At 68.2% G+C, this 23,456-nt stretch carries 2 protein-coding genes (1 of these 2 only partly in view); both read right to left on the bottom strand.

Features of this window, described 5'->3' with window-relative positions; genetic code table 11:
• Positions 1 to 27: 27 nt before the first annotated feature.
• Complete coding sequence (locus ACQI5H_RS00900) at positions 28 to 390, bottom strand: nuclear transport factor 2 family protein (protein ID WP_427077551.1); 363 nt, start codon at positions 388 to 390, stop codon at positions 28 to 30.
• Positions 390 to 23,456 carry the 3' portion of a non-ribosomal peptide synthase/polyketide synthase gene (locus tag ACQI5H_RS00895; RefSeq protein WP_427077550.1) on the bottom strand. The gene runs 5,502 nt beyond the window's last position, so 23,067 of the gene's 28,569 nt are visible here — the last part of the coding sequence; the start codon falls outside the window, past its right edge; it ends in the stop codon at positions 390 to 392. The genes ACQI5H_RS00900 and ACQI5H_RS00895 overlap by 1 nt, the downstream gene beginning before the upstream one ends.

The raw sequence follows: 23,456 nt of genomic DNA, 5'->3' as shown, positions 1-23,456 counted from the left end.
GTTCCACCTGACGAGATCGATCGAAACTTATATAAGCGGCGTATAGAAATACGTCCGTCGTTTCTTTATGAGCCCGTGTGGGCCGGGCCAGAAGAAGTCGGCAAACTCAACTTCGGCATTGGCTCCCCCGCGCACGGTGCCCTTGAAGCAGCCTTCAACCGCGACCACTCCGGAATCGGAAACGATCGACTCGATATTGTGCATGCCCGACTCGATGATGCGGTCGGCCACGTAGAAGGACCTGATCGCCTCCCTTCCGCTCAGCTGCGCATAGCCGGGGCGCGAGTACTCGGCGTCGGCTTCGAAGAGTGCGACAAGGCCGTCGACATCCGCATTGTCGACCGCCACGTAGTACTTCTGGACGACATCGGTAAAGACAGGGTGGTGCATCAGCGGCCCCCTTCCAACGAAGATTTGATTTGTTGGCCATACATGCGCAGCGATTCGGGAGTCAGCATGACTTCGTGAGCGCAGCCCGTCGCGTACTCGGTGACGTCGCCGGCGACATAGGGCCGCCAAGCTTCCAGCGCAGACGAACTCCTGTCGCTCTCATCGTGCGCCGCGGAAAATACGACCATGTCACCGTCGAAAACGCCGGGTTCGTGAGCTCGCTGCAACGCCCTGTTGCCGTTGACGTTTCGCACAAGCGAATCGAGGTTTTCGACAAGCGAACCCAAAAGCTGTTCATACTGCGGAAATTCGACGGCCCCTCGTTCGCGAACGAGTTCCGCTATCTGCTCGTAGGTAAGCGACGGATCCTGTTCCGGAACACCCACACCGTAGAACCGCAAGACTTCTTCCAGAATGCGCTGCCTGTCTAGAGCGTCGTTCGGCAGCGCGACACTGTCGTCGAGACGGGGCTGAGCGTCCAGAAGGACAAGGCGTGCGACGTCGCATCCGCGTCGCCCAAGTTCGATGGCGAGTTCGTGGGCGACGACGCCTCCAAAAGACCAGCCGAGAAGGCGGTACGGCCCGGTGGGGCAAATCCTTTGGATCCTGTCGGCGTAGTTTTTCGCCATATCCCGAATCGACAGAGGTTCGGCTTCCCCGTCCTGCAGGATTTGTTGAATTCCGATGATCGGGCAGTCCACGTAACTGCCGAGTGTCTGATACGCCCAACTCATCCCGGCCCCGGGATGAATGCAGAACAGCGGGACGCCGGCGCCTTCCTTGAGGACCTCGACAGGGACTACTTCCACCGCGCTGGCGGGTCTGCCCAACTGCTGGCTCAGACTTCTCACCGATGGCGAGTGGAACAGGGTGCGCACCGCAATGTGCGTATCCAGGCTGGCATTGATTGCGGTGATGACCCGGATCGCAGACAGGGAATCCCCGCCCAGGTCGAAGAACGAGTCGTCGACTCCGACCCGCTCGAGCCCGAGCACCTCGGCGTAGATGCCGGCCAGGACCTCCTCGGTGGGGGTAGCCGGGGCGCGGTACCGATCGGCATCGGTGTATTCGGGTGCGGGCAGGGCTCGGGTGTCCAGTTTGCCGTTGACCGTCAGCGGCAGCGTCTCCAGCGCCACCACCGCGGCCGGCACCATGTAGGCCGGTAGGCGTTCGGCGAGCGCGCTACGCGCCGTGCCCGGGTCGGCGGTGCCGGTGACATAGCCGATCAGGCGCTTGTCGCCGGGACGGTCCTCACGCGCGATCACCGCCGCCTGTTCCACCCCGTCCAGCCCTGCCAGCGCCGCTTGGACCTCGCCGAGTTCGATGCGATACCCGCGAATCTTGACCTGCTCGTCGGAACGGCCCAGATAGTGCAGCTGCCCGTCGGCGCTCCACCGCACCAGGTCCCCGGTGCGATACATCCGCGTTCCCGGCGGTCCATACGGACAGGCGACGAACCGCGCCCCCGTCAAACCCGACCGGCCCACGTACCCGCATGCCAGTCCGGCACCGGCCACGTACAACTCCCCGACCACGCCGGCCGGCACCGGACGCAACCACCCGTCGAGCACGAAAAAGGCAAGGTGCGCCAGCGGCACCCCGATCGGACTGGCGGTGCCGGCGACGTCGCCGGCGACGATCTCGCGGAACGAGGCATGCACCGTCGTCTCGGTGATGCCATACATATTGATCAGCCGCGGTGATCCCGGATGGTTGGCTAGCCAGGCCTCAAGGCGCTGTGGTTCCAGCGCTTCACCGCCGAACACCACGGTCTCGAGCTTCAGCTGCGACTCGGGAGGCGCAAGCGCGTCGGCGGTTTGCAGCGCATAGAACGCGGATGGCGTCTGGCTCAACACGCTGACTTGTTCGGAAACCAGCAAGGCGTGCAGGTCTTCCGGTGAGCGGACCACCGAGTCGGGCACCACCACCAGTCGCCCACCGTGCAGCAGCGCACCGAAGATCTCCCAGACGGAGTAGTCGAAGGCCAACGAATGGCACTGCGTCCACACCTGTTCCGACGACAACTCCAGCGCGGAGCCCAGTGTCGCCAGCAGCTGCGCGACGTTGCGGTGGGTGACGGCCACCCCCTTGGGGGTACCGGTCGTACCCGACGTGTAGATGAGGTAGGCGATGTCGTCTAGGGCGGGCGACGGCAGCGCGGTGCTGGGTTGGGCGTCGACAGCGGGGTCGTTGACATCGACGACCAGCACACCGCGTCCGTCCAGCCGGTCGGCCAACCCAGCAGTGGTGATCGCGGCGATCGGCGCCGCATCGTCGAGCATGAACCCGATACGGGTCGGCGGCAGCCCCGGGTCGATCGGCAGGTAAGCGGCCCCGGTTTTGAGCACCGCGAAAATCGCCGCGATCGCCTCGGCTGACCGCGGCAACAGCAGCCCCACGCGCTGTCCCGGGCCCACGCCTTGACCAATCAGCAGGTGCGCCAACCGATTAGACGCCTCGTCGAGCTCGCGGTAGGTCCACGAGACCTCACCGCACACCAGCGCCACCGCCTCGGGGGCGCGCGCGGCCTGCGCGGCGAACAACGCCGGAATCGACGCCGACGCGGCCGCCGGCGCGGTCAACGCCGCCCGATTACCCCAGCCCTGCAGGCGGACATGCTCACCGGCATCGAGCAGTTCCACCGACGAGAGCCGCCGTGCCGGATCCGCGGTGATCGCCGCCAACACCCACTGCAACCGCTCGATCAATGTTTCGATGCTTTCCGCGTCGAACACGTCGGTGCGAAATTCCACGGCCCCGGAAATCCCGGCGGGCTCACCGGCCTCGTCCCACCGTTCCGCCAGGGAGAATGTGAGGTCCATGCGCGCGGTGTGGGTGTCCGCCGACAACGGGGCGACCTCGAGGTCGCCCAACGCGAAGCCGGCGGGGCCGGCGCTCTGCCCGGGAAGGTTCTGCCAGGCCAACAGCACCTGGATCAGTGGGTGCTGGCTCAGGCTTCGGATGGGGTTGAGCCGATCGACGAGCACCTCAAACGGCACATCCTGGTGCTCGTAGGCGGCCAGTCCGCGCCGTCGTACCTGGGCCAGCACTTCACCGATGGTGGGGTCACCGGCCAGATCGACACGCAGCACCAAGGTGTTGACGAAAACCCCCACCAGCGCATCCAGCCCCTGGTCGCCACGTCCGCCGATCGGGAACCCGACCGCGACATCGCTTGTGGCGCTGAGCTTTGCGAGCAGCACCGCCAGGGCGGCCTGGACCACCATGAAGCTGGTTGCGTTGTGCTCGGCCGCCACCCGGGCGATCCGTTGCTGCAGTCCCGCCGGCCAGTCCACCGCCACAGTGGCGCCGCGGTAGTCGGCGACTGGCGGGTAGGGCCGATCGGTGGGCAGCTGCAGGCGCTCGGGCATCCCGGCGAGGGCGTCCTGCCAGTAGGCCAACTGCGCGGCGATGGGGCTCTCGGGATCGGCCAGGTCCCCCAGTTGCTCGCGCTGCCACAGCGTGTAGTCGACGTACTGCACCGCCAACGGCGCCCACCCGGGGGCTTGTCCCGCAGACCGGCTGGCATATGCCATCCCCAGATCGCCCACCAGCGGGGCAATCGACAAGCCGTCCGCGGCGATGTGATGCACCACGGCCACTAGCACATGCTCGCCGTCGCCGACGCGGAAAAGCCTTGCCCGCAACGGGATCTCGCTCGCCAAATCAAACGAGTGACGCACCTCGGCGCCGATGGCCTCACCCAGCCGGTCCGCCGGCCAGCCGGCGGCATCGACGACGTCCCACCCGAAGTCGGCGCGCTCCGCGGGAATGATCACCTGCTGGGGTACGCCTTCGGGTGCGGCAAACAGGGTGCGCAGGCTCTCTTGGCGGGCCACCACATCGCCCAGCGCCGCGCCCAACGCCTCGACATCCAGCGGCCCCTTGATCCGATAGGCGGTCGGCATGTTGTAGATCGGGGAGGGCCCGTGCAACTGGTCGAGGAACCACAACCGCTGCTGCGCAAACGACAACGGAAGCACCGCGGGGCGCTGTTGGGCCGTCAACGCTGGCCTAGCGCGTTCCCCGCCGTGGGTCCTCATCCATTCGGCCACCCCGGCTACGGTGGGCGAATCGAACAAGACCCGGATCGGGACCTCGACACGTAGCTCTGCCCGCACCCGCGCGATCAGCCGTGTCGCGGACAGCGAATGGCCACCCAAATCGAAGAACCCGTCATCGATACCGACCCGCGTCACCCCGAGAACCTCAGCGAACAGCGCGACCAACACCTGTTCGCGTCGATCACGCGGGCCCCGATAGGCCGCCGCACTGACGAACTCCGGGGCCGGCAACGCCCGCCGATCGAGCTTGCCGTTGACGGTCAACGGCAGCGACTCCACCACCATGACCGCCGCGGGCACCATGAACTCCGGCAACCGCTCGGCGACGAAACCGCGCAACTCAGCGACCCGCTCGATTACCGCCGGGTCGTTGACGTACCCGGCCAGCGAACCCATCCCGGTCGCGGGCAGATACAGATCCGACAACACCTCCGGCGGGGAACCGTCGGGGCCCTCGGTGGCGCGGGCGAAGATGAGATCGACCAAACCGGCTTCCGGCGACCAGGTCACCGCGGTGGCATATCCCAGCTCCTGCCCCAGCAGATAGCACTGGTGCGGCAACACCGGATCTGGTGCGGATAAATCGGCACCCAACGCGCTGACGGGCACCCGATCACCGGCCGAAGCCAACGCCCGCGCCAACGCCACATCGGGCGATATCCCGCCGTGCGGCACCCCGGTCACCCGCACCTCCGGCAATTGCTGCGAGCGCAGGTATTCGCCCAACGCGGCGAGGCTTTCGAAGCGCTGCCACGGCAGCGACGGCAGGCTCGCCAAGGAGCGCACCGCCACGGGCCCCTTGCGCAGCACCACCTCGTATCGGTAACCGCTCAGCTCGTTGACCGCCCGCATCTGCTTGAGCTGCACCTGCACGCCGGCAACGTCGGCAAGGTGCTGCGGCAAGGCCGCGAAAAACTCCGGTGCGAACAACAATTCCTGCTCGGCGAGCATCTCCCGGCGCACCCGCTCCCGTATTAGCGCGGCCGGATCCGCACCTGAGGTGGCGTCGGCACACAGAATCCCGGTGGTAAATGCCTGCAGCAACGACAGGTTGCGCACGTCGCCGAGGAACACCGCCCCGCCCGGCGCCAGCAGCCGCATCGCCATTGCCAGCACCTCGAGCAGATAGCCCGCGCTCGGGAAGTACTGGACCACCGAGTTGAGCACCACCACGTCGAAGTGCCCCTCCGGCAACCCGTCGGCCACATCCGCCGGCTGCACCCGCAACCGCACCCGATCAGCCCACGGCTGCGATGCCACCGCCGCCCGCAGCGTCTGAATCGTCGGCGCGGCCAAGTCCGTACCCCAATACTCGACACAATCCGGGGCCAGCTGAGAAAGCAACAAGCCTGCGCCCACCCCGATCTCGAGCACCCGGGCCGCGCCCAATCCGCGGATCCGCTCCACCGCGGCCGCGCGCCATTCCCGCATCTCCTCCAGCGGGATCGGTGCCCCGGTGTAGCTGCTGTTCCAGCCCGAGAAGTCCTCCCCGAGCACCGCCGGCGCGGCCGCCTCGGGCGTCGACCCCGAATACACGTCGCCCCATACCCGCTGCCACTGCTCGACCAGCCGCGCTTCGCGCTCGGGCTCGCGAACGAGCTTCATCTGCTGATCCAGCACCACATAACCGGCCAGCAGCTTGTCGCTTGCCCCGTCGCCGGCATCCGCGGTGGGCGTGGCGGTGTGGGCGACGATCGCCGCCTGCGCCACCCGGGGATGAGCCGCCAGCACCGCCCCGATCTCACCTAGCTCGATGCGGTAGCCGCGGATCTTGACCTGCTCGTCGGCGCGCCCCAGGTACTGCAACTGCCCGTCGGGGCGCCAACACACCAGGTCCCCGGTGCGATACATCCGTGTTGCCGGGGAGAAGGGGCACGCCACGAACCGCGATGCGGTCAAACCGGGCCGCCGCCAATAGCCGCAGCCGACCTGGGCGCCGGCCACGTAGAGCTCGCCGACCACGCCGGCGGGCACGGGACGCAGCCAACCGTCGAGCACGAAGAGGGCGGCCCTCGGCAGCGGCGAGCCGATGGGCACCACGCCCGCCCCCGCCGTCAACGGCGCGCTGGTCGCCACCCACATCGTGGTCTCGGTCGGGCCGTATTCGTTGATCATCACCCGGCCGGGGGCCCAGCGATCGACCACTTCGGCGGGGCAGGGCTCACCGCCCACCAGCAACGCCACCGACTCCAGACCCTCGGGCGAGAGCACGCCTGCGGCGGTTGGGGTTTGGCTCAGCACGGTGACCTTTTCGGCGACCAGCAGGGCGTGCAGGTCTTCCGGTGAGCGGGTCGCCGACTCGGGCACCACCACCAGCCGCGCGCCGTGCAGCAGGGCACCGAAGATCTCCCAGCCCGAGATGTCGAAGCTGTAGGAGTGCCACTGCGCCCATACCTGCCCGGGCGCCGCCAAACCCGCATCCATCGACGCCATCAGTTCGGTGACGTTGTGGTGGGTGATGGCCACGCCCTTGGGCACGCCGGTGGTGCCGGAGGTGTAGATGACGTAGGCGATGTCGCCGGGGGCCGGGGCCGGCAAGCCGGTGCAGGGGTAGGTGTCGACGCGCGGGTCGTCGACGTCGATGACGGGCAGGTCGCACTCGTCCAGCCGGTCGGCCATCCCGGAGATGGTGAGCACCGCCACCGACGCGGCATCGGCGAGCATGAAGGCGATCCGGCTCGCGGGCAGTGCGGGGTCGATCGGTAGATAGGCCGCCCCGGTCTTGAGGACCGCCAAGATCGCCACGATCGCCTCGGCGGAACGCGAAAACAGCAGGGCGACAGACTGTCCCGGCCCTATCCCCTGGCCGGCCAACAGGTGCGCCAACCGGTTGGCGGCCTCATCGAGTTGCCGGTAGGTCGCGGAGCGGCCGGCGAAGGTCAGCGCCACCGCGTCCGGCGCGAGCGCCACCTGCTCGGCGAACAACTCCGGAATCGACGCCGACGTGCTCACCGGCGCGGTCAGCGCGGCCCAGTTACCGGTCTCATGCAACCGGGTGTGCTCGGGCTCATCGAGCAGGTCCACGGACGAGAGCCGCCGCGCGGGGTCGGCCGTCATTGCGAGCAACACCCGCTCTAACCGCTCGATCAGCGTTGCGATGCTCTCGGCGTCGAAAATGTCGGTGCGGAATTCCACCGCCCCACCGATCCCGGCGAGCTCCCCGGCCTCGCCCCAGCGTTCGGCCAGGGTGAACATCAGGTCCATGCGGGCGGTCCGGGTGTCCGCCGGGAGGGGCGTGACCTCTACATCCCCCAAACTCAGCCCGGCGGGCTCGGTGTCCTGCCCGGCGAAGTTCTGCCACGCCAACAACACCTGGACCACGGGGTGGAAGGTCAGGCTTCGGGTGGGGTTGAGCCGCTCGACCAGTACCTCGAACGGGACGTCTTGGTGCTCATAGGCGGCGAGGCTGCGTTGTCGCACCTGGGTCAGCAGTTCGCCGATGGTGGGATCGCCGGCCAGGTCGACCCGAAGCACCAAGGTGTTGACGAAAAATCCCACCAGCTCGTTCAGCGCGGGGTCGCGGCGCCCGGCGATCGGGAATCCCACCGCCACATCGCTGCTGGCGCTGAGCTGTGACAACAACACCGCCAGCGCGGCCTGCACCACCATGAACGTGGTCGCGTTGTGTTCGCGGGCCAGATCGCGCACCCGCTGCTGCAGCTCGGCCGGCCAATCGACCGCGACGCTGGCGCCGCGCTGATCGGCAAACGGCGGGTAGGGCCGATCGGTGGGCAGCTGCAGGCGTTCGGGCAGCCCGGCCAGGGCGTCTTCCCAGTAGGCCAGCTGTGCGGCGATGGGGCTCTCGCGATCGTCAAGATCGCCGAACTGTGCACGCTGCCACAGCGTGTAGTCGACGTACTGCACCGGCAATGGCGCCCAGTCGGGGCCTTGCCCGGCGCACCGGCTGACATACGCCAGCCCCATGTCACGGACCAGGGGCCTCAGCGACAACCCGTCGGCGGCGATATGGTGCACCACGATCACCAGCGCGTACTCGTCGTCGCCGACGCGGAAAAGCCTTGCCCGCAATGGGATCTCGGTGGCCAGATCGAAACCGTGGCGCACGGCCGCGCCGATTTCGTCCCCCAGCCGGTCCGCCGGCCAGCCGGTGGAATCGACGACGTCCCATCCGAATTCGGCGCGCTCGGCGGGAACCACCAGCTGCTGGGGTATGCCTTCGGGTGCGGTGAACAGTGTGCGCAGGCTTTCGTGCCGGCCCACCACATCGGCCAGCGCCGCACCCAACGCTTCGGCATCGAGGCGTCCGCTCAGCCGCAACGCCGCCGCGATGTTGTAAACCGGTGAGGGGCCCTGCAATTGGTCGAGGAACCACAATCGGCTCTGCGCGAACGACAACGGGACCCGCGCGGGCCGCTCGACCGGAACCAGCGGCTTGAGCCGACCCCCATCTTCACCGATACGCGGCGCCAACTGAGCCACCGTCGGCGCCTCGAACACGCTGCGCACCGAAACGCCGGCGCTCATTCCGGTGTTGATCGCGGCGATCACCTGCATGGCCGACAGCGAATCCCCGCCCAAATCGAAGAACGAGTCGTCGACGCCGACCCGCTCGAGCCCGAGCACCTGGGCGTAGATGCCGGCCAGGATCTCCTCGACCGCGTTGCTCGGGGCGCGATATCCGCCGCCCGTGTATTCCGGTACCGGCAGGGCGCGGGTGTCGAGTTTGCCGTTGGGGGTCAACGGCAACGTGTCGAGTGCCACCACCGCCGCGGGGACCATGTAGGCCGGGAGCCGGTGGGCCAGCGCGGCGCGTATCTTGGCCGGGTCCACGGTGCCGGTGACGTAGCCGACGAGGCGTTTGTCGCCGGGGCGGTCCTCGCGGGCGACCACCACCGCCTGCTCGACGCCGTCCAGTGCATTCAACGCCGCTTGGACTTCGCCGAGCTCGATGCGATAGCCGCGGATCTTGACCTGCTCGTCGGCGCGCCCGAGATAGTGCAGCTGCCCGTCGGCGCCCCAGCGCACCAGGTCCCCGGTGCGATACATGCGTGTTCCCGCGCTGAACGGGCACGCCACAAACCGCGACCCGGTCAACCCTGACCGGCCCACATATCCGTACGCCACACCGTCGCCGGCCACATACAACTCACCGACCACGCCCGCCGGCACCGGACGCAACCATCCGTCGAGGACAAACAACGCCGCCCCCGGCACCGGCGAACCGATCGGCACCACCCCCGACCCGGCCGTGAGTGGCGCGCTGATCGCCACACACATCGTCGTCTCGGTCGGGCCGTAGGCATTGACCATCACCCGCCCCGGCGCCCACCGATCCACCACCTCGGCCGGGCAAGCCTCACCGACCACCACCAAAGCCACCGACTCCAGGCCCTCAGTCGGCAACACCCCCACCGCGGACGGGGTTTGGGTCAAGACGCTGACCCCTTCACCAATGAGCAAGGCGTGGAAGTCTTCCGGTGAGCGGACCACCTCGTCGGGCACCACCACCATCCGCCCGCCACGCAGCAGCGCACCGAAGATCTCCCACACCGAAACGTCAAACGCCAGCGAGTGACTGTGCGTCCACACCCCCGCCGCCGGCAGGCCCGCGCCCAATGAGGCCAGCAGCCGGGTGACGTTGCGGTGAGTGACCGCAACGCCTTTGGGGACACCGGTGGTGCCCGAGGTGTAGATCAGGTAGGCGATGTCGTCGGGGGCCGGCGCGGGCGGTGCGGTGCTGGGTTGGGCGTCGATGCGGGGGTCGTTGACATCGATGACCCCAGCGTCATGCCGGTCGAGCCGGTCGGCCAGTTCGCTGGTCGTGATGGCGGCGATCGGGGCGGCGTCGGCGAAGATGAAGGCGATCCGGGCATCCGGCGTCACCGGGTCGATCGGCAGGTACGCGGCCCCGGTTTTCAGCACCGCCAAGATCGACACGATCGCCTCGGCCGACCGCGAAAACAGCAGTGCCACACGCTCACCCGGGCCCGCCCCCTGGCCGGCCAATAGGTGCGCCAGCCGGTTGGCGGCCTCATCCAGCTCGCGGTAGGTCCACGAGTTTTCGCCGCACACCAGCGCCACCGCCTCGGGTGTCTGTGCCACGTGCGCGGCAAACAACGCCGGAATCGACGCCGCGGCGGGTGCGGGCCGGGTCAACGCCGCCCGGTTACCCCATCCCTGCAGGCGGGCGCGCTCAACGTCGTCGAGCAGGTCCATCGATGAGAGCCGCCGGGTGGGTTCGGCGGTGATCGTCGCCAACACCCGCTGCCAGCGTTCGATGAGCCCGTGGATGCTGGACGCGTCGAACACGTCGGTGCGAAATTCCACCGTTCCGCTGATCCCGGCGGGTTCACCGGCCTCGTCCCAGCGTTCGCCGAGGGAAAGCGTCAGGTCCATGCGGGCGGTCTGGGTCTCCACGGACAGCGGGGTGACCGCCAGGTCACCAAGGGCCGGCTCGGCAGCGGATTTGTCGTCCTGCCCGGGAAGGTTTTGCCAGGACAACGACACCTGGATCAGCGGGTGATGCGCGAGACTTCTGGTGGGGTTGAGCCGCTCGACCAGCAGTTCAAAGGGGACGTCTTGGTGCTCGTAGGCGGCCAGGCTGCGCGCCCGCACCTGGGCCAGCAGTTCGCCGGCGCTGGGATCGCCGGCCAGATCGACACGCAGCACCAAGGTGTTGACGAAAAATCCCACCAGCTCGTCGAGCGCCGGGTCGCGGCGCCCGGCGATCGCGATCCCCACCGCCACATCGCTGCTGGCGCTGAGCTGAGACAGCAACAGCGCCAGGGCGGCCTGGATCACCATGAAGCTGGTCGCGTTGTGCTCGCGGGCCACCCGGGCAACCTGCTGCTGCAGCCCGGCCGGCCAATCGACGGCGACGCTGGCGCCGCGGTAGTCGGCGACGGGCGGGTAGGGCCGATCGGTGGGCAGCTGCAGCCGCTCGGGCAGCCCGGCCAGGGCCTGCTCCCAGTAGGCGAGCTGTGCGGCGATCGCGCTGTCGGGGTCGTCGAGATCACCGAGGTGCTCGCGCTGCCACAGCGTGTAATCGACGTACTGCACCGCCAAGGGCGCCGTTTCGGGAACCCGCCCCGCGCACCGGCTGGCGTACGCCATGCCCAGATCAGTCACCAGCGGCCGCACCGACCAGCCATCGGCGGCGATATGGTGCACCACGACCACCAGCACGTGCTCGCCGTCGCCGACCCGGAAAAGCCTTGCCCGCAACGGGATCTCGGCGGCCAGGTCAAAACTGTGACGCACGGCGGCGTTGACGGCCTCGCCCAGCCGCTCGGCCGTCCAGCCGGTGGCATCGACGACGTCCCACCCGAAGTCGGCCCGCTCGACGGGCACCACCACCTGCTCGGGTATGCCGTCGGTTGCGGCAAACAGGGTGCGCAGGCTCTCGTGGCGGGCCACCACGTCGGCTAGGGCCGCGCCCAACGCGTCGACGTTCAGCGTCCCGTCGATCCGGAAGGCGGTCGCCATGTTGTAGACCGGTGAGGGTCCCTGCAACTGGTCGAGGAACCACAACCGGTTCTGCGCGAACGACAACGGCACCCGCTCCGGGCGCGCCATCACGTGCAACGGCGGACGGGCAGAACCGCCACGATGCCGGTGCAGGTACTCGGCGAGACCCGCAACGGTGGCGGCGTCGAACAGATACCGCACCGGCACTTCCCGGCCGAGTCCCAGTTGCAGCCGCGCGCTGACCCGGGTGGCGGTCAACGAATCGCCGCCGAGGGCGAAGAAATCGTCGTCGAGCCCCACCCGGGCCACACCCAATACCTCGGCGAACGCCTCGGCGATGATCTTTTCGGTCTGGGTTTGCGGCGCCCGGAAGACGGTGGCGGCAAACACGGGCGCCGGCAACGCTTTACGGTCGATCTTTCCCGAGGAGGTCAACGGGAACTCGTCGAGCACCACGATGTGTGAGGGCACCATGTAGTCGGGCAACCATGCGCTCATCCGCTGACGGACCGCGCCGAGCTTGCTGTTGGTCTGCGGATCGTTGGCGTAGGGCACGGGGTGCTCGGGCTCGGTAGCGGGCAGGTACAGACCTGTCATCGGCGCCGGATCGGAGGCCGCGGTGAAGACCGCGTCCAGGGTGCCCGGCTGGGCGCCCCAGGTGACCGCGACGTGGTATCCAGCGGTTTCACCGAGGCGGTGCAATTCTTCGGGCACAACGGCATCGGTGGTGGCGGCGGCTTCGGCAAGTGCTGCCTCTAGGGGCAGCCCGGCCTCCAGGACGCCTTCGATGTGGACGTCGCCGATCACCCCGGCCCGGGGGATGCCGGTGACGCGAATAGTGTTGGGGCACTGCGATATCAACCGGTCGTGCACTCCCGCGCAGCTGGTCCACGCCCAGTGGGGTGCGTCGGCCACTGAGCGCACGGGTGCGGGGGATTTGTGGAGGACGACGTCGTAGCGATACCGGGTCAGTTCGTTGTCGGCGGTTCCACGTTTGACCTGAATGTCGACTCCGGCCACCTCAGGATGCTCGGCGGCCAAGGTGGTGAAAAACTCTGGGGCCAACAGCAATTCGGTCTCGCCGAGCAACGCACGCTGGACGCGTTGGCGGATCTCGGCGGCATCGGCGGTGTCGGTGCGAGCCAGCGCGACCCCGGTTTGAAACGCGCCCTGCAGGGCGTGGTTGCGCACATCGCCGAGAAACACCGAGCCGCCTGGGGCCAGCAGATCCATCGCGTTGTCGATGACCTCGCGCAGATATGGGGCGTTGGGGAAGTACTGCACCACCGAGTTGAGAACGACGGTGTCGAAATAATGCTGCGGCAGAGTTTCGGTGCGGTGGGCGGGCTGGGCCAGCAGCTCGACGCGATCACGCCACTCGGCCCGTAGTTCCTGCAGCGAACGAGCCAGGCTGTCGATAACCACCGCCGAGAAATCGGTGCCGACGTAATGCTCACAGTGCGGGGCGATCTGGGACAGCAGCAGCCCCGAACCGACGCCGATCTCCAACACCCGGCGCGGCCGCAGGGCCATGATCCGATCCACGGTGGCCGCGCGCCACTCGGCCATCTGCTCGAGTGGAATGGGCTCCTCGGTGTAGCTGCTGTTCCAGCCCCGGAAATCCATGCCGAACTCCGGCGCCTCCACGTCAGCGCCATAGAGCTCGTCGTAAAGGTGTTGCCACTCTTCGACGACCTCGGCGTCGTCATCGGCGGTGGCGTTGTGCTCGAGAGTGACATAGGCAATCAGGTTGGTACCGGCGTCGCCGTGGTGGACGGTGGCGGCGGCTTGAGAGACCTGCGGGCAGGCCAGCAGGGTGTTTTCGATTTCGCCCAGCTCGATGCGCTGCCCGCGCAGTTTGACCTGGGCATCGGCGCGGCCCAGATACTGCAGTTGCCCATCGGCACGCCAACGCACCAGATCCCCGGTCCGATACATCCGCGCCCCGGCGCCGCCAAAGGGGTTGGGCACGAACCGTTCCGCCGTCAGCCCGACCCGGCCCACATAGCCATGCGCCACCGCCGGCCCGGCCAGATACAACTCACCGACCACCCCGACCGGCACGGGGTTCAACCGGGCGTCGAGCACCAGCGCACATACCCCCGCGATCGGGGCGCCGATCGCCACCGGCTGCCCGGCTACCAACGGCGCACAGGTCACCCAGATGGTGGTCTCGGTGGGACCGTAGCCGTTGAACATCCGCCGGCCCGGCGCCCAAGCGGCTACCAACCCCGGCAGGCAGGCCTCGCCCACGGCGATCAGCGTTGTCAGGTCGTCGAGGCGGTTCCGATCCAGCGACGACACCACCGTCGGGGTCAGTATGGCCGCGCTGACCCGCTGGACTTGCAGCAAGTCGGTCAACGCCTCCCCGCCATACACTCCCGGTGGCGCCACCACCAAGGACGCGCCGGAACCCGTCGCCAACAACAACTCTCCGATCGATGCGTCGAAGGTCGGGGTGGCCACCATCAATACCCGCGCATCGGCATCGAACCCGAGCAGTTCGCATTGCGCCGCAACCCAACCCAGCAGCCCGGCGTGGCTGACCGCCACCCCTTTGGGTACTCCGGTCGAGCCCGACGTGAAAATCACATACGCGCCGTTGTCGACTCCCAGCGGCGCCAACCGATCGGCATCGGTGATCGGATCCGCGTGATACCCCGAGACATCCAGCTCGTCCACGCGCAGCAGCGTTCGCGGCCCGGCCCCGGCCACCGGGTCGTCGCCACAGGTCAGCACGCACACCGCGCCCGCGGCATCCAGCACCGCGGCGACGCGCTCGACGGGATGTGACCGATCCACCGGCACATAGACCCCGCCGGCCTTGACCACGGCCCACCAGGCGACCACCAACTCCGCACACCGATCCATCGCGACGCCCACGGCGCGCTCGGGACCGACCCCCGTCTCGATAAGCACCCGCGCCAGCCGTGACGACCAGTCGTCAAGCTCGCGATACGACATGCTTCGTGCCCCGTCGATGACCGCCAACGCGTCGGGGTCGGTGGCCACCGCCGCGGCCAACAGCCGTGGCGCCACGCCTACCGGCGCCTCGACCTCGGCGCCAGACCACCGCTGCAGCACCAGATCACGCTCATCGCGATCCAGCAACGACACCTGCCCCACCGTCACCGAGGCGTCGGTCACCACCGCCTCGATCACCCGGCCGAACCAAACCACCAACCGCTCAATGCTGGCCCGGTCAAACAAATCCGTGGCATAGGTCACCACCCCGGCGGCCATCGGGGCCGCCGCGTCTTCGCCGGGCACCTCACGCAGATCGAAATCCAGGTCGAACTTGGCGGTTTGGGTGACCATCGTCAGGGGTTCGACGTCGACCCCGTCCAGCGCCACCTCGGGGCGGACGTTGTTTTGGAAGACCATGAGCACCTGGAACAGCGGGTGATGCGCGGTGGAGCGCACCGGGTTGAGCTGCTCGACCAGAAGCTCGAACGGGACGTCCTGGTTGCCGTACGCGTTGAGGGCCTTGTGCCGCACCGCCGCCAGGACGTCGGAGAAGCGCTGCGCAGCAGTGACACCCACGCGCAATACCCAGGTGTTGACGAAAAACCCGACCAGATCATCGAGCGCCTCGTCCAACCGGCCGGCGATCGGCGAGCCCATCGCGATGTCCTCACCGACACCCGCCCGGTGCAACGCCACCGCCAACACGGCCTGCAACACCATCGAGGCCGTCGCGTTGTGCGCCGCCGCGACCGCCTTGATCCCCGCCCACAGCCGTGGGTCGATGCGCATCTCGACCTGATCGCCGCGGTAGCTGGGCACCGGCGGACGCGCCCGATCCGTGGGCAGCGACACCACCTCGGGCAGCTCGGCCAACTCCTGGCGCCAATAGGCCAACTGCGAGGCGATTACGCTGTCGGGATCGGACTCGAGCCCCAACCAATCCTGTTGCCACAGCGTGTAATCGGCGTACTGCACCGCCAAATCGGGCCAGCTGGGGGGTTGCCCCGCGCACCGGCTGGCATACGCCATGCCCACATCCCGGACCATCGGGGCCATTGACCAGCCGTCAAAAGCGATGTGGTGCAACACAATTCCGACCACATGCTGCGCGGGGCCCACGGCATAGATCTGCCCGCGGATCGGAATCTCGCTCGACAGATCAAACCGATACCCCGCCAAGGCCACCAACTCGCCGGCCACCTCGCGCTCGGGCAACGTCACCACCGCCACACCGCCGCGGCGCCACATTCCCGGCCGCGCCGGCAACACCTGCTGGCACGGCACCCCGTCGACGTCGGGAAATATGGTGCGCAGCGCTTCGTGGCGGGCGATCACATCGTCCAGCGCGGCATCGAGCGCCTCGATATTCAGCGGCCCGTCGATCCGGAACGCGATCGGCATGTTGTAGGTCGCCACCCCGCCCTCGAAGCGGTCCAAGAACCACAACCGGCTCTGGGCGAACGACAGCGGAATCCTCGCCGGCCGCACCCCGGCGACCAATGGCTTGCGCCGGTCGCCGTCCTCACCGATCCGCGGTGCCAGCTCGGCCACCGTGGGCGCGTCGAACAAAGTGCGCACCGCAAGGCCGGCATCCAAATCGGTGTTGATGGCGGCGATCACCCGCATGGCCGACAGCGAATCCCCACCAAGATCGAAGAAGGAGTCGTCGACCCCGACCCGCTCCAGACCGAGGACTCGTGCATAAATACCGGCCAGGATCTCCTCGGTGGGGCCCGACGGGGCACGATAACGATCGACATCGGTGTATTCCGGTGCCGGCAAGGCGCGCTTGTCGAGTTTGCCGTTGACCGTCAATGGCAAGGTGTCCAGCGCCACCACCGCCGCGGGGATCATGTAGCCCGGGAGCCGCTCGGCCATTTGCGCACGGATGCCGGTGACATCGACATTCCCGGTCACATAACCCACTAGACGCTTGTCGCCGGGGCGGTCCTCACGGGCGATCACTACCGCCTGCTCCACGCCAGCCAAATCGCTTAGTGCCGCCTGGATTTCGCCCAGTTCGATGCGGTAGCCGCGGATCTTGACCTGCTCGTCGGCACGGCCCACATATCGGAGCTGACCATCGGCACCCCAACACACCACGTCCCCGGTGCGATACATCCGCGCCCCCGCGGTGAACGGGCATGCCACAAACCGCGTACCGGTCAGTCCCGGCCGCCGCCAATACCCAACTCCCACACCGGCACCGGCCACATACAGCTCGCCCACCACACCGGCCGGCACCGGCCGCAACCACGCATCAAGCACGAAAAAGGCGAGACGCACCAACGGTGCCCCGACGGGGCTGGCACTGCTGTCGACGTCTTCATCGGCGATCTGCCGAAACGAGGCATGGACCGTCGTCTCGGTGGTGCCGTACATGTTGATCAGCCGCGGTAGTCCGGGGTGGTTGTCGAGCCAGGTGCGAAGCCGCTGGGGTTCCAGCGCTTCGCCGGCGAACACCACGGTCTCCAGCTTCAGCTGCCGTCCCACTTCGGGTTGCAGGGCATCGGCGGATTGCAGCGCATAGAACGCCGACGGGGTCTGACTTAGGACGGTGACTTGTTCAGCGGCCAGTAGGGCGTGGAAGTCTTGCGGCGAGCGGGCGACGTCTTCGGGCACGACGACAAGCCGTCCCCCGTCCAGCAGCGCGCCCCACATCTCCCACACCGAGACGTCGAAGGCCAACGAATGCCACTGCGTCCACACGCCCGCGCGCTCGACGTCGCCGTCCACCGACGCCAGCAGCTGGGTCACGTTGCGGTGGGTGATCGCCACGCCCTTGGGGACACCGGTAGTGCCTGACGTGTAGATGATGTAGGCGATGTCGTCGGCGGCCGGCGCCGGTGGCGTCGTGCTGGGCTGGACATCGATGCGGGGGTCATCGACATCGACGACCAGCAACTGATGTCCGTCCAGCCCGTCGGTCAGCTCGGCGGTGGTGATCGCGGCGATCGGCGCGCCGTCGTCGAGCATGAACTGCACCCGTGTCGCCGGCACCATGGGATCGATCGGGAGATAGGCCGCCCCGGTTTTCAGCACCGCCAAGATCGACACGATCGCCTCGGCCGAGCGCGACATCACCAGGGCCACACGTTCTCCTGGGCCCGCCCCTTGACCAATCAGCAAGTGCGCCAACCGGTTAGACGCCTCGTCAAGCTCGCGGTAAGTCCAAGAATACGTCCGGCACACCAGCGCCACCGCTTCGGGTGTGCGCGCCACCTGCGCGGCGAACAGTGCCGGAATCGATGCCGGCGCGTCCGCCGGTGCGGTCAACGCCGCCCGGTTACCGCACCGATCCAGGCGGGTGCGCTCGCCCTCTTCGAGCAGGTCCACCGAGGAGAGCCGCCGGCCGGGGTCGGCGGTCATCGCGACCAACGCTCGCTCTAACCGCTCGATCAGCGTTGCGATGCTGGCGGGGTCGAACACATCGGTGCGAAACTCCACCGCCCCGCGGATCCCGGCGGGCTCGCCTGCCTCGTCCCAGCGCTCGGCCAGGGTGAATACCAGGTCCATGCGGGCGGTTTGAGTGTGCGCCGGCAGCGGCGTGACCCGCAGATCGCCGAAGGCCGAGCCCTCGGGTTCGGTGTCCTGCTTCGCGAAATTCTGCCAGGCCAGCAACACCTGGATCAGCGGGTGATGGGCCAGGCTTCGGGTCGGATTGAGCCGATCCACCAGCACCTCGAAGGGCACATCTTGGTGCTCGTAGGCGGCCAGGCTGCGCTGGCGCACCTGGTCCACCAGCTCGGCGACGGTCGGATCGCCTGTCACGCCGACGCGCAGCACCAAGGTGTTGACGAAGAACCCGACCAAGTCGTCCAGCGCGGGGTCGCGCCGCCCGGCGATCGTGATCCCCACTGCCACATCGCTATTCGCGCTGAGCTTGGCCAGCAGCACCGCCAGTGCGGCCTGAACCACCATGAAGCTGGTCGCGTTGTGCGCGCGGGCGAGATCGCGCACCCGCTGCTGCAGCTCGGCCGGCCACTCCACGTCCACGCTGGCGCCACGGTGATCGGCAACCGGCGGGTAGGGCCGATCGGTGGGCAGCTGCAGGCGCTCGGGCAGCCCGGCCAGGGCCTGCTCCCAATAGGCCAGCTGCGCGGCGATGGGGCTCTCGCTGTCGTCGAGGTCCCCCAGCTGCTCACGCTGCCACAGCGTGTAGTCGACGTACTGCACCGCCAACGGTGCCCACCCGGGGGCGTGCCCGGCGCACCGGCTGGCGTACGCCACCCCCACATCGCCCACCAACGGGGCGATCGAGAGGCCATCCGCGGCAATATGATGCACCACCGCCACCAGCACATGCTCGTCGTCGGCGACGCGGAAAAGCGTTGCCCGCAACGGGATCTCGGCGGCCAGATCGAAACTGTGACCCGCCGCCGCGGCGATGGCTTCCCCCAGCCGCTCTGCCGGCCAGTCGGTGGCATCGATGATTTCGAGGCGGAAGTCGGCCCGCTCGGCCGGCACCACCAGCTGCCGGGGTATCCCGTCGGGCGCCGGGAACAGGGTCCGCAGGCTCTCGTGCCGGTCGACCACGTCGGCCAGCGCCGCGCCCAACGCGTCGGCATCGAGGCGCCCGCCCAGCCGCAACGCCACCGACAAGTTGTAGATCGGTGACGGCCCCTGCAATTGATCGAGGAACCACAACCGGCTCTGCGCAAACGACAACGGCACCACCGCGGGTCGCTCGACCGGCACCACCGGGCCCAGCCGATCCGCGTCCCCACCGATACGCGGCGCCAATTGGGCAACGGTGGGCGCCTCGAACACGGCGCGTACCGCGAGACCGGCCTCCAGGTTGGCGTTGACCGCGGCGACGAGGCGCATCGCCGACAGCGAGTCGCCGCCAAGGTCGAAGAACGAGTCGTCGACCCCGACGCGCTCGAGCCCGAGCACCTGGGCGTAAATGCCGGCCAGAATCTCCTCGGTGGGAGTGCCCGGGGCGCGATAGCGATCGACGTCCGCATAGTCCGGTGCCGGCAGGGCCCGGGTGTCGAGTTTGCCGTTGGGTGTCAGCGGCAGCGCCTCCAGCATCACCACCGCGGCCGGCACCATATACGCCGGCACCCGCTCGGCCAGCTGCTCGCGGATCCCGACCGGATCCACCGTCCCGGTGACGTAGCCGACGAGGCGTTTGTCGCCGGGGCGGTCCTCGCGGGCGATCACCACCGCCTGCACCACGCCGGCCAACCCGCTTAATGCCGCCTGGATTTCACCGAGTTCGATGCGGTAGCCGCGGATCTTGACCTGCTCATCGGCCCGGCCGACATACCGCAGCTGCCCATCGGCGCCCCAACGCACCAGATCCCCGGTGCGATACATCCGAGTCCCCGCACCGGCGAATGGGCAAGCCACAAACCGCGACGCCGTCAAATCCGCCCGGCGCAGATATCCACACGCGAGCCCGGCGCCGGTCACGTACAACTCCCCGGCCACCCCCGCGGGCACCGGGCGTAACCAGCCGTCCAGCACGAAAAAGCCGAGATGGTCCAGCGGCACCCCGATGGGGCTGGCGTTGCTCTCGACATCGCCGCCGACAATCTCGCGGAACGAGGCGTGCACCGTCGTCTCGGTGATGCCGTACATGTTGACCATCCGGGGTGATCCGGGATGGTTGTGCAGCCACGCCCCAAGACGTTTCGGTTCCAGCGCTTCCCCGCCGAACACCACCGTTTCAAGCTTCAGCTGCCGTCCCCGTTCGGGTGACAGCGCGTCGACGGCTTGCAGTGCGTAGAACGCGGACGGTGTCTGGCTGAAGACGGTGACCTGTTCGGCGATGAGCAAGCCATAAAGGTCTTCGGGTGAGCGCACCACCGCGTCGGGCACCACCACGAGCCGCCCACCACCGAGCAGTGCGCCGAAGATCTCCCACACCGAGTAGTCGAAGGCCAGCGAATGACACTGGGACCACACGCCGTCCGGTGGCAGGCCGGCATGCAGCGTCTCCAACAGCCGGGTGACGTTGCCGTGGGTGACCGCCACACCTTTCGGCGCCCCCGTGGTGCCCGACGTGTAGATCAGGTAGGCGATGTCGTCGGGTCGCGGTGCGGGCAGCCCCGTGCACGGATAGGTGTAGATGCCGGGTTCGTCGACATCGATGACCGGCAGCCCGCGCCCGTCCAACCGCTCGGCAAACCCGGCGGTGGTGAGCGCGGCAACAGGTGCGGCGTCGCGGAGCATGAACTCGATGCGCGCCGGCGGCAGCGCCGGGTCGATCGGCAGGTAGGCCGCCCCGGATTTCAGGGCCCCCAACATCGCCACGACCGCCTCGGCCGACCGCGAAAACAGCAGCGCCACAGACTGTCCCGGACCAGCCCCGTGGCGAGCCAACAGGTGCGCCAACCGGTTGGCCGCCTGGTCAACGTCGCGGTAAGTCCACGAACGCTCCCCGCATGTCAGCGCGACCGCGTCGGGTGTGCGCGCGGCCTGCGCGGCGAACAGCTCCGGAATCGACGCCCCCGCAACCGCGGGTGCGGTCAACACCGCGCGGTTACCCCAGCCATCCAGGCGGGCCCGCTCAGCGGCATCGAGCACATCCACCGACGACAACGACAAAGTGGGCTCGGCTGTGATCGCCGCCAACACCCGCCGCCAGCGCTCGACCAGCGCCTCAACGGTGGCCGCATCGAACACGTCGGTGCGGAACTCCACCATGCCGCCGATCCCCGCGGGCTCCCCGGCCTCGTTCCAGCGCTCGGCCAACGAGAACGTCAGATCCATTCGGGCGGTGTGGGTCTCGGCCGGCAACGGGGTAACCTGCAGATCCCCGAGGGCCGGCTCTGCCGCGGGGGCATTGCCCTGCCCGGGCAGGTTCTGCCAGGCCAGCATCACCTGGACCAGCGGGTGATGGGTCAGCGATCGCGTCGGGTTGAGCCGATCGACGAGCACCTCGAAGGGCACGTCTTGGTGTTCGTAGGCGGCCAGGCTGCGTTGTCGCACGCGGCCCAGTAGCTCGGCGACGGTGGGGTCACCGGCCAGGTCGATCCGCAATACCAGGGTGTTGACGAAAAAGCCGACCAGTTCATCGAGCGCGGGGTCGTCACGTCCGGCGATCGCGATGCCCAGCGCCACATCACTGCTGACGCTGAGCTTCGACAACAGCACCGCCAGGGCCGCCTGCACGACCATGAAGCTGGTCGCGTTGTGCTCGCGGGCTATCCGGGCGACCTGCTCCTGTAACTGCGCCGGCCAGTCGACGGCCACACTGGCGCCGCGGTAGTCGGCCACCGGCGGGTACGGCCGATCGGTGGGCAGCTGCAGCCGGTCGGGCATCCCGGCCAGGGCTTCCTGCCAGTAGGCCAGCTGCGCGGAAATCGCGCTGTCGGGATCGTCGAGATCGCCGAGGTGCTCACGCTGCCACAACGTGTAATCGACATACTGCACCGCCAACGGCGCCGTGTCGGGATCGTGCCCCGCGCAGCGGCTGGCATAGGCCACACCCAGATCACGCACCAGCGGAGCGACCGACCAACCATCGGCGGCGATGTGGTGGGCCACGGCCACCAGCACATGCTCGTCCTTGCCGACTCGGAAAAGCCTTGCCCACAACGGGATTTCGTTGGCCAGATCAAACGGGTGACGCGCCGCGGCAGCGATGGCCTCGCCCAGCCGCTCCTGCGGCCAATCGCTGGCATCGACGACGTCCCACCCGAAGTCGGCCCGCTCGGCGGGGACCACCAACTGCTCGGGTATGCCGTCGGTGGCGGTGAACAGGGTGCGCAGGCTCTCGTGGCGGGCCGCCACGTCGGCCAGTGCCGCGCCCAACGCGTCGACATCCAGCGTCCCGCTGATCCGGAACGCGGTCGGCATGTTGTAGATGGGTGAGGGCCCGTGCAATTGGTCCAAGAACCACAAGCGGTTTTGGGCGTAGGACAGCGGGATTCGGGGCGGCCGACCCATCGCCCGCAGCGGCTGGCGGGCTGGGCCGCCGCGGTGGTGGTGCAGATACGTGGCCAGATCGCAGACTTTGGCGGCGTCGAACAGATACCGCACCGGCACTTGACGGCCCAGCGCCAGTTGCAGGCGCGCGCTCGCGCGGGTGGCGATCAGCGAATCCCCGCCCAGGGCAAAGAAATCGTCGTCGAGCCCGACCCGGGCAACGCCCAACACCTCGGCGAAGACCTCGGCGATGATCTTTTCGGTCTGGGTCTGCGGCGCCCGAAACGCGGTGGCGCCAAAAACCGGTGCCGGCAACGCTTTACGGTCGATCTTGCCCGACGACGTCAGCGGGAACTCATCGAGCACCACGATCTGGGCCGGCACCATGTAGTCGGGCAACCACGCGCTGAGCCACTGACGCACCGTGCCGAGTTTGCTGTTGGTCTGCGGATCATTGGCGCAGGTGCGGTCGAGCGACGTCCCCGCCGGGGGCAGATACAGGTCGGTTAACGCGACGGGCTGGTCGGCATCGGTGGGTGCGAGGAAAACCGCGTCCAAGGTGCCCGGTGGGTCACCCCAGGTCACCGCTACCCGGTATCCGGTGGTCTCGCCGAGGCGGTACAACGCTTCGGGCACAACGGCATCGGCGGTGGCGGCGGTGGCATCGGCCAGCGCGTCGGGCACCGACAACCCGCCGGCCAGGCCGGCTTCGAGGCGAACCTCGCTTAT

This window comes from Mycobacterium heidelbergense (assembly GCF_050205645.1).
Lineage (GTDB): Bacteria > Actinomycetota > Actinomycetes > Mycobacteriales > Mycobacteriaceae > Mycobacterium > Mycobacterium heidelbergense_A.
Note: the sequence above shows the minus strand (reverse complement) of the source record. Positions and strands in the feature narration are given on the sequence as shown.

Coding starts and splice junctions, on each gene's coding strand:
- ACQI5H_RS00900 (WP_427077551.1), bottom strand. CDS start 390: ATGCACCACCCTGTCTTTACCGATGTCGTCCAGAAGTACTACGTGGCG.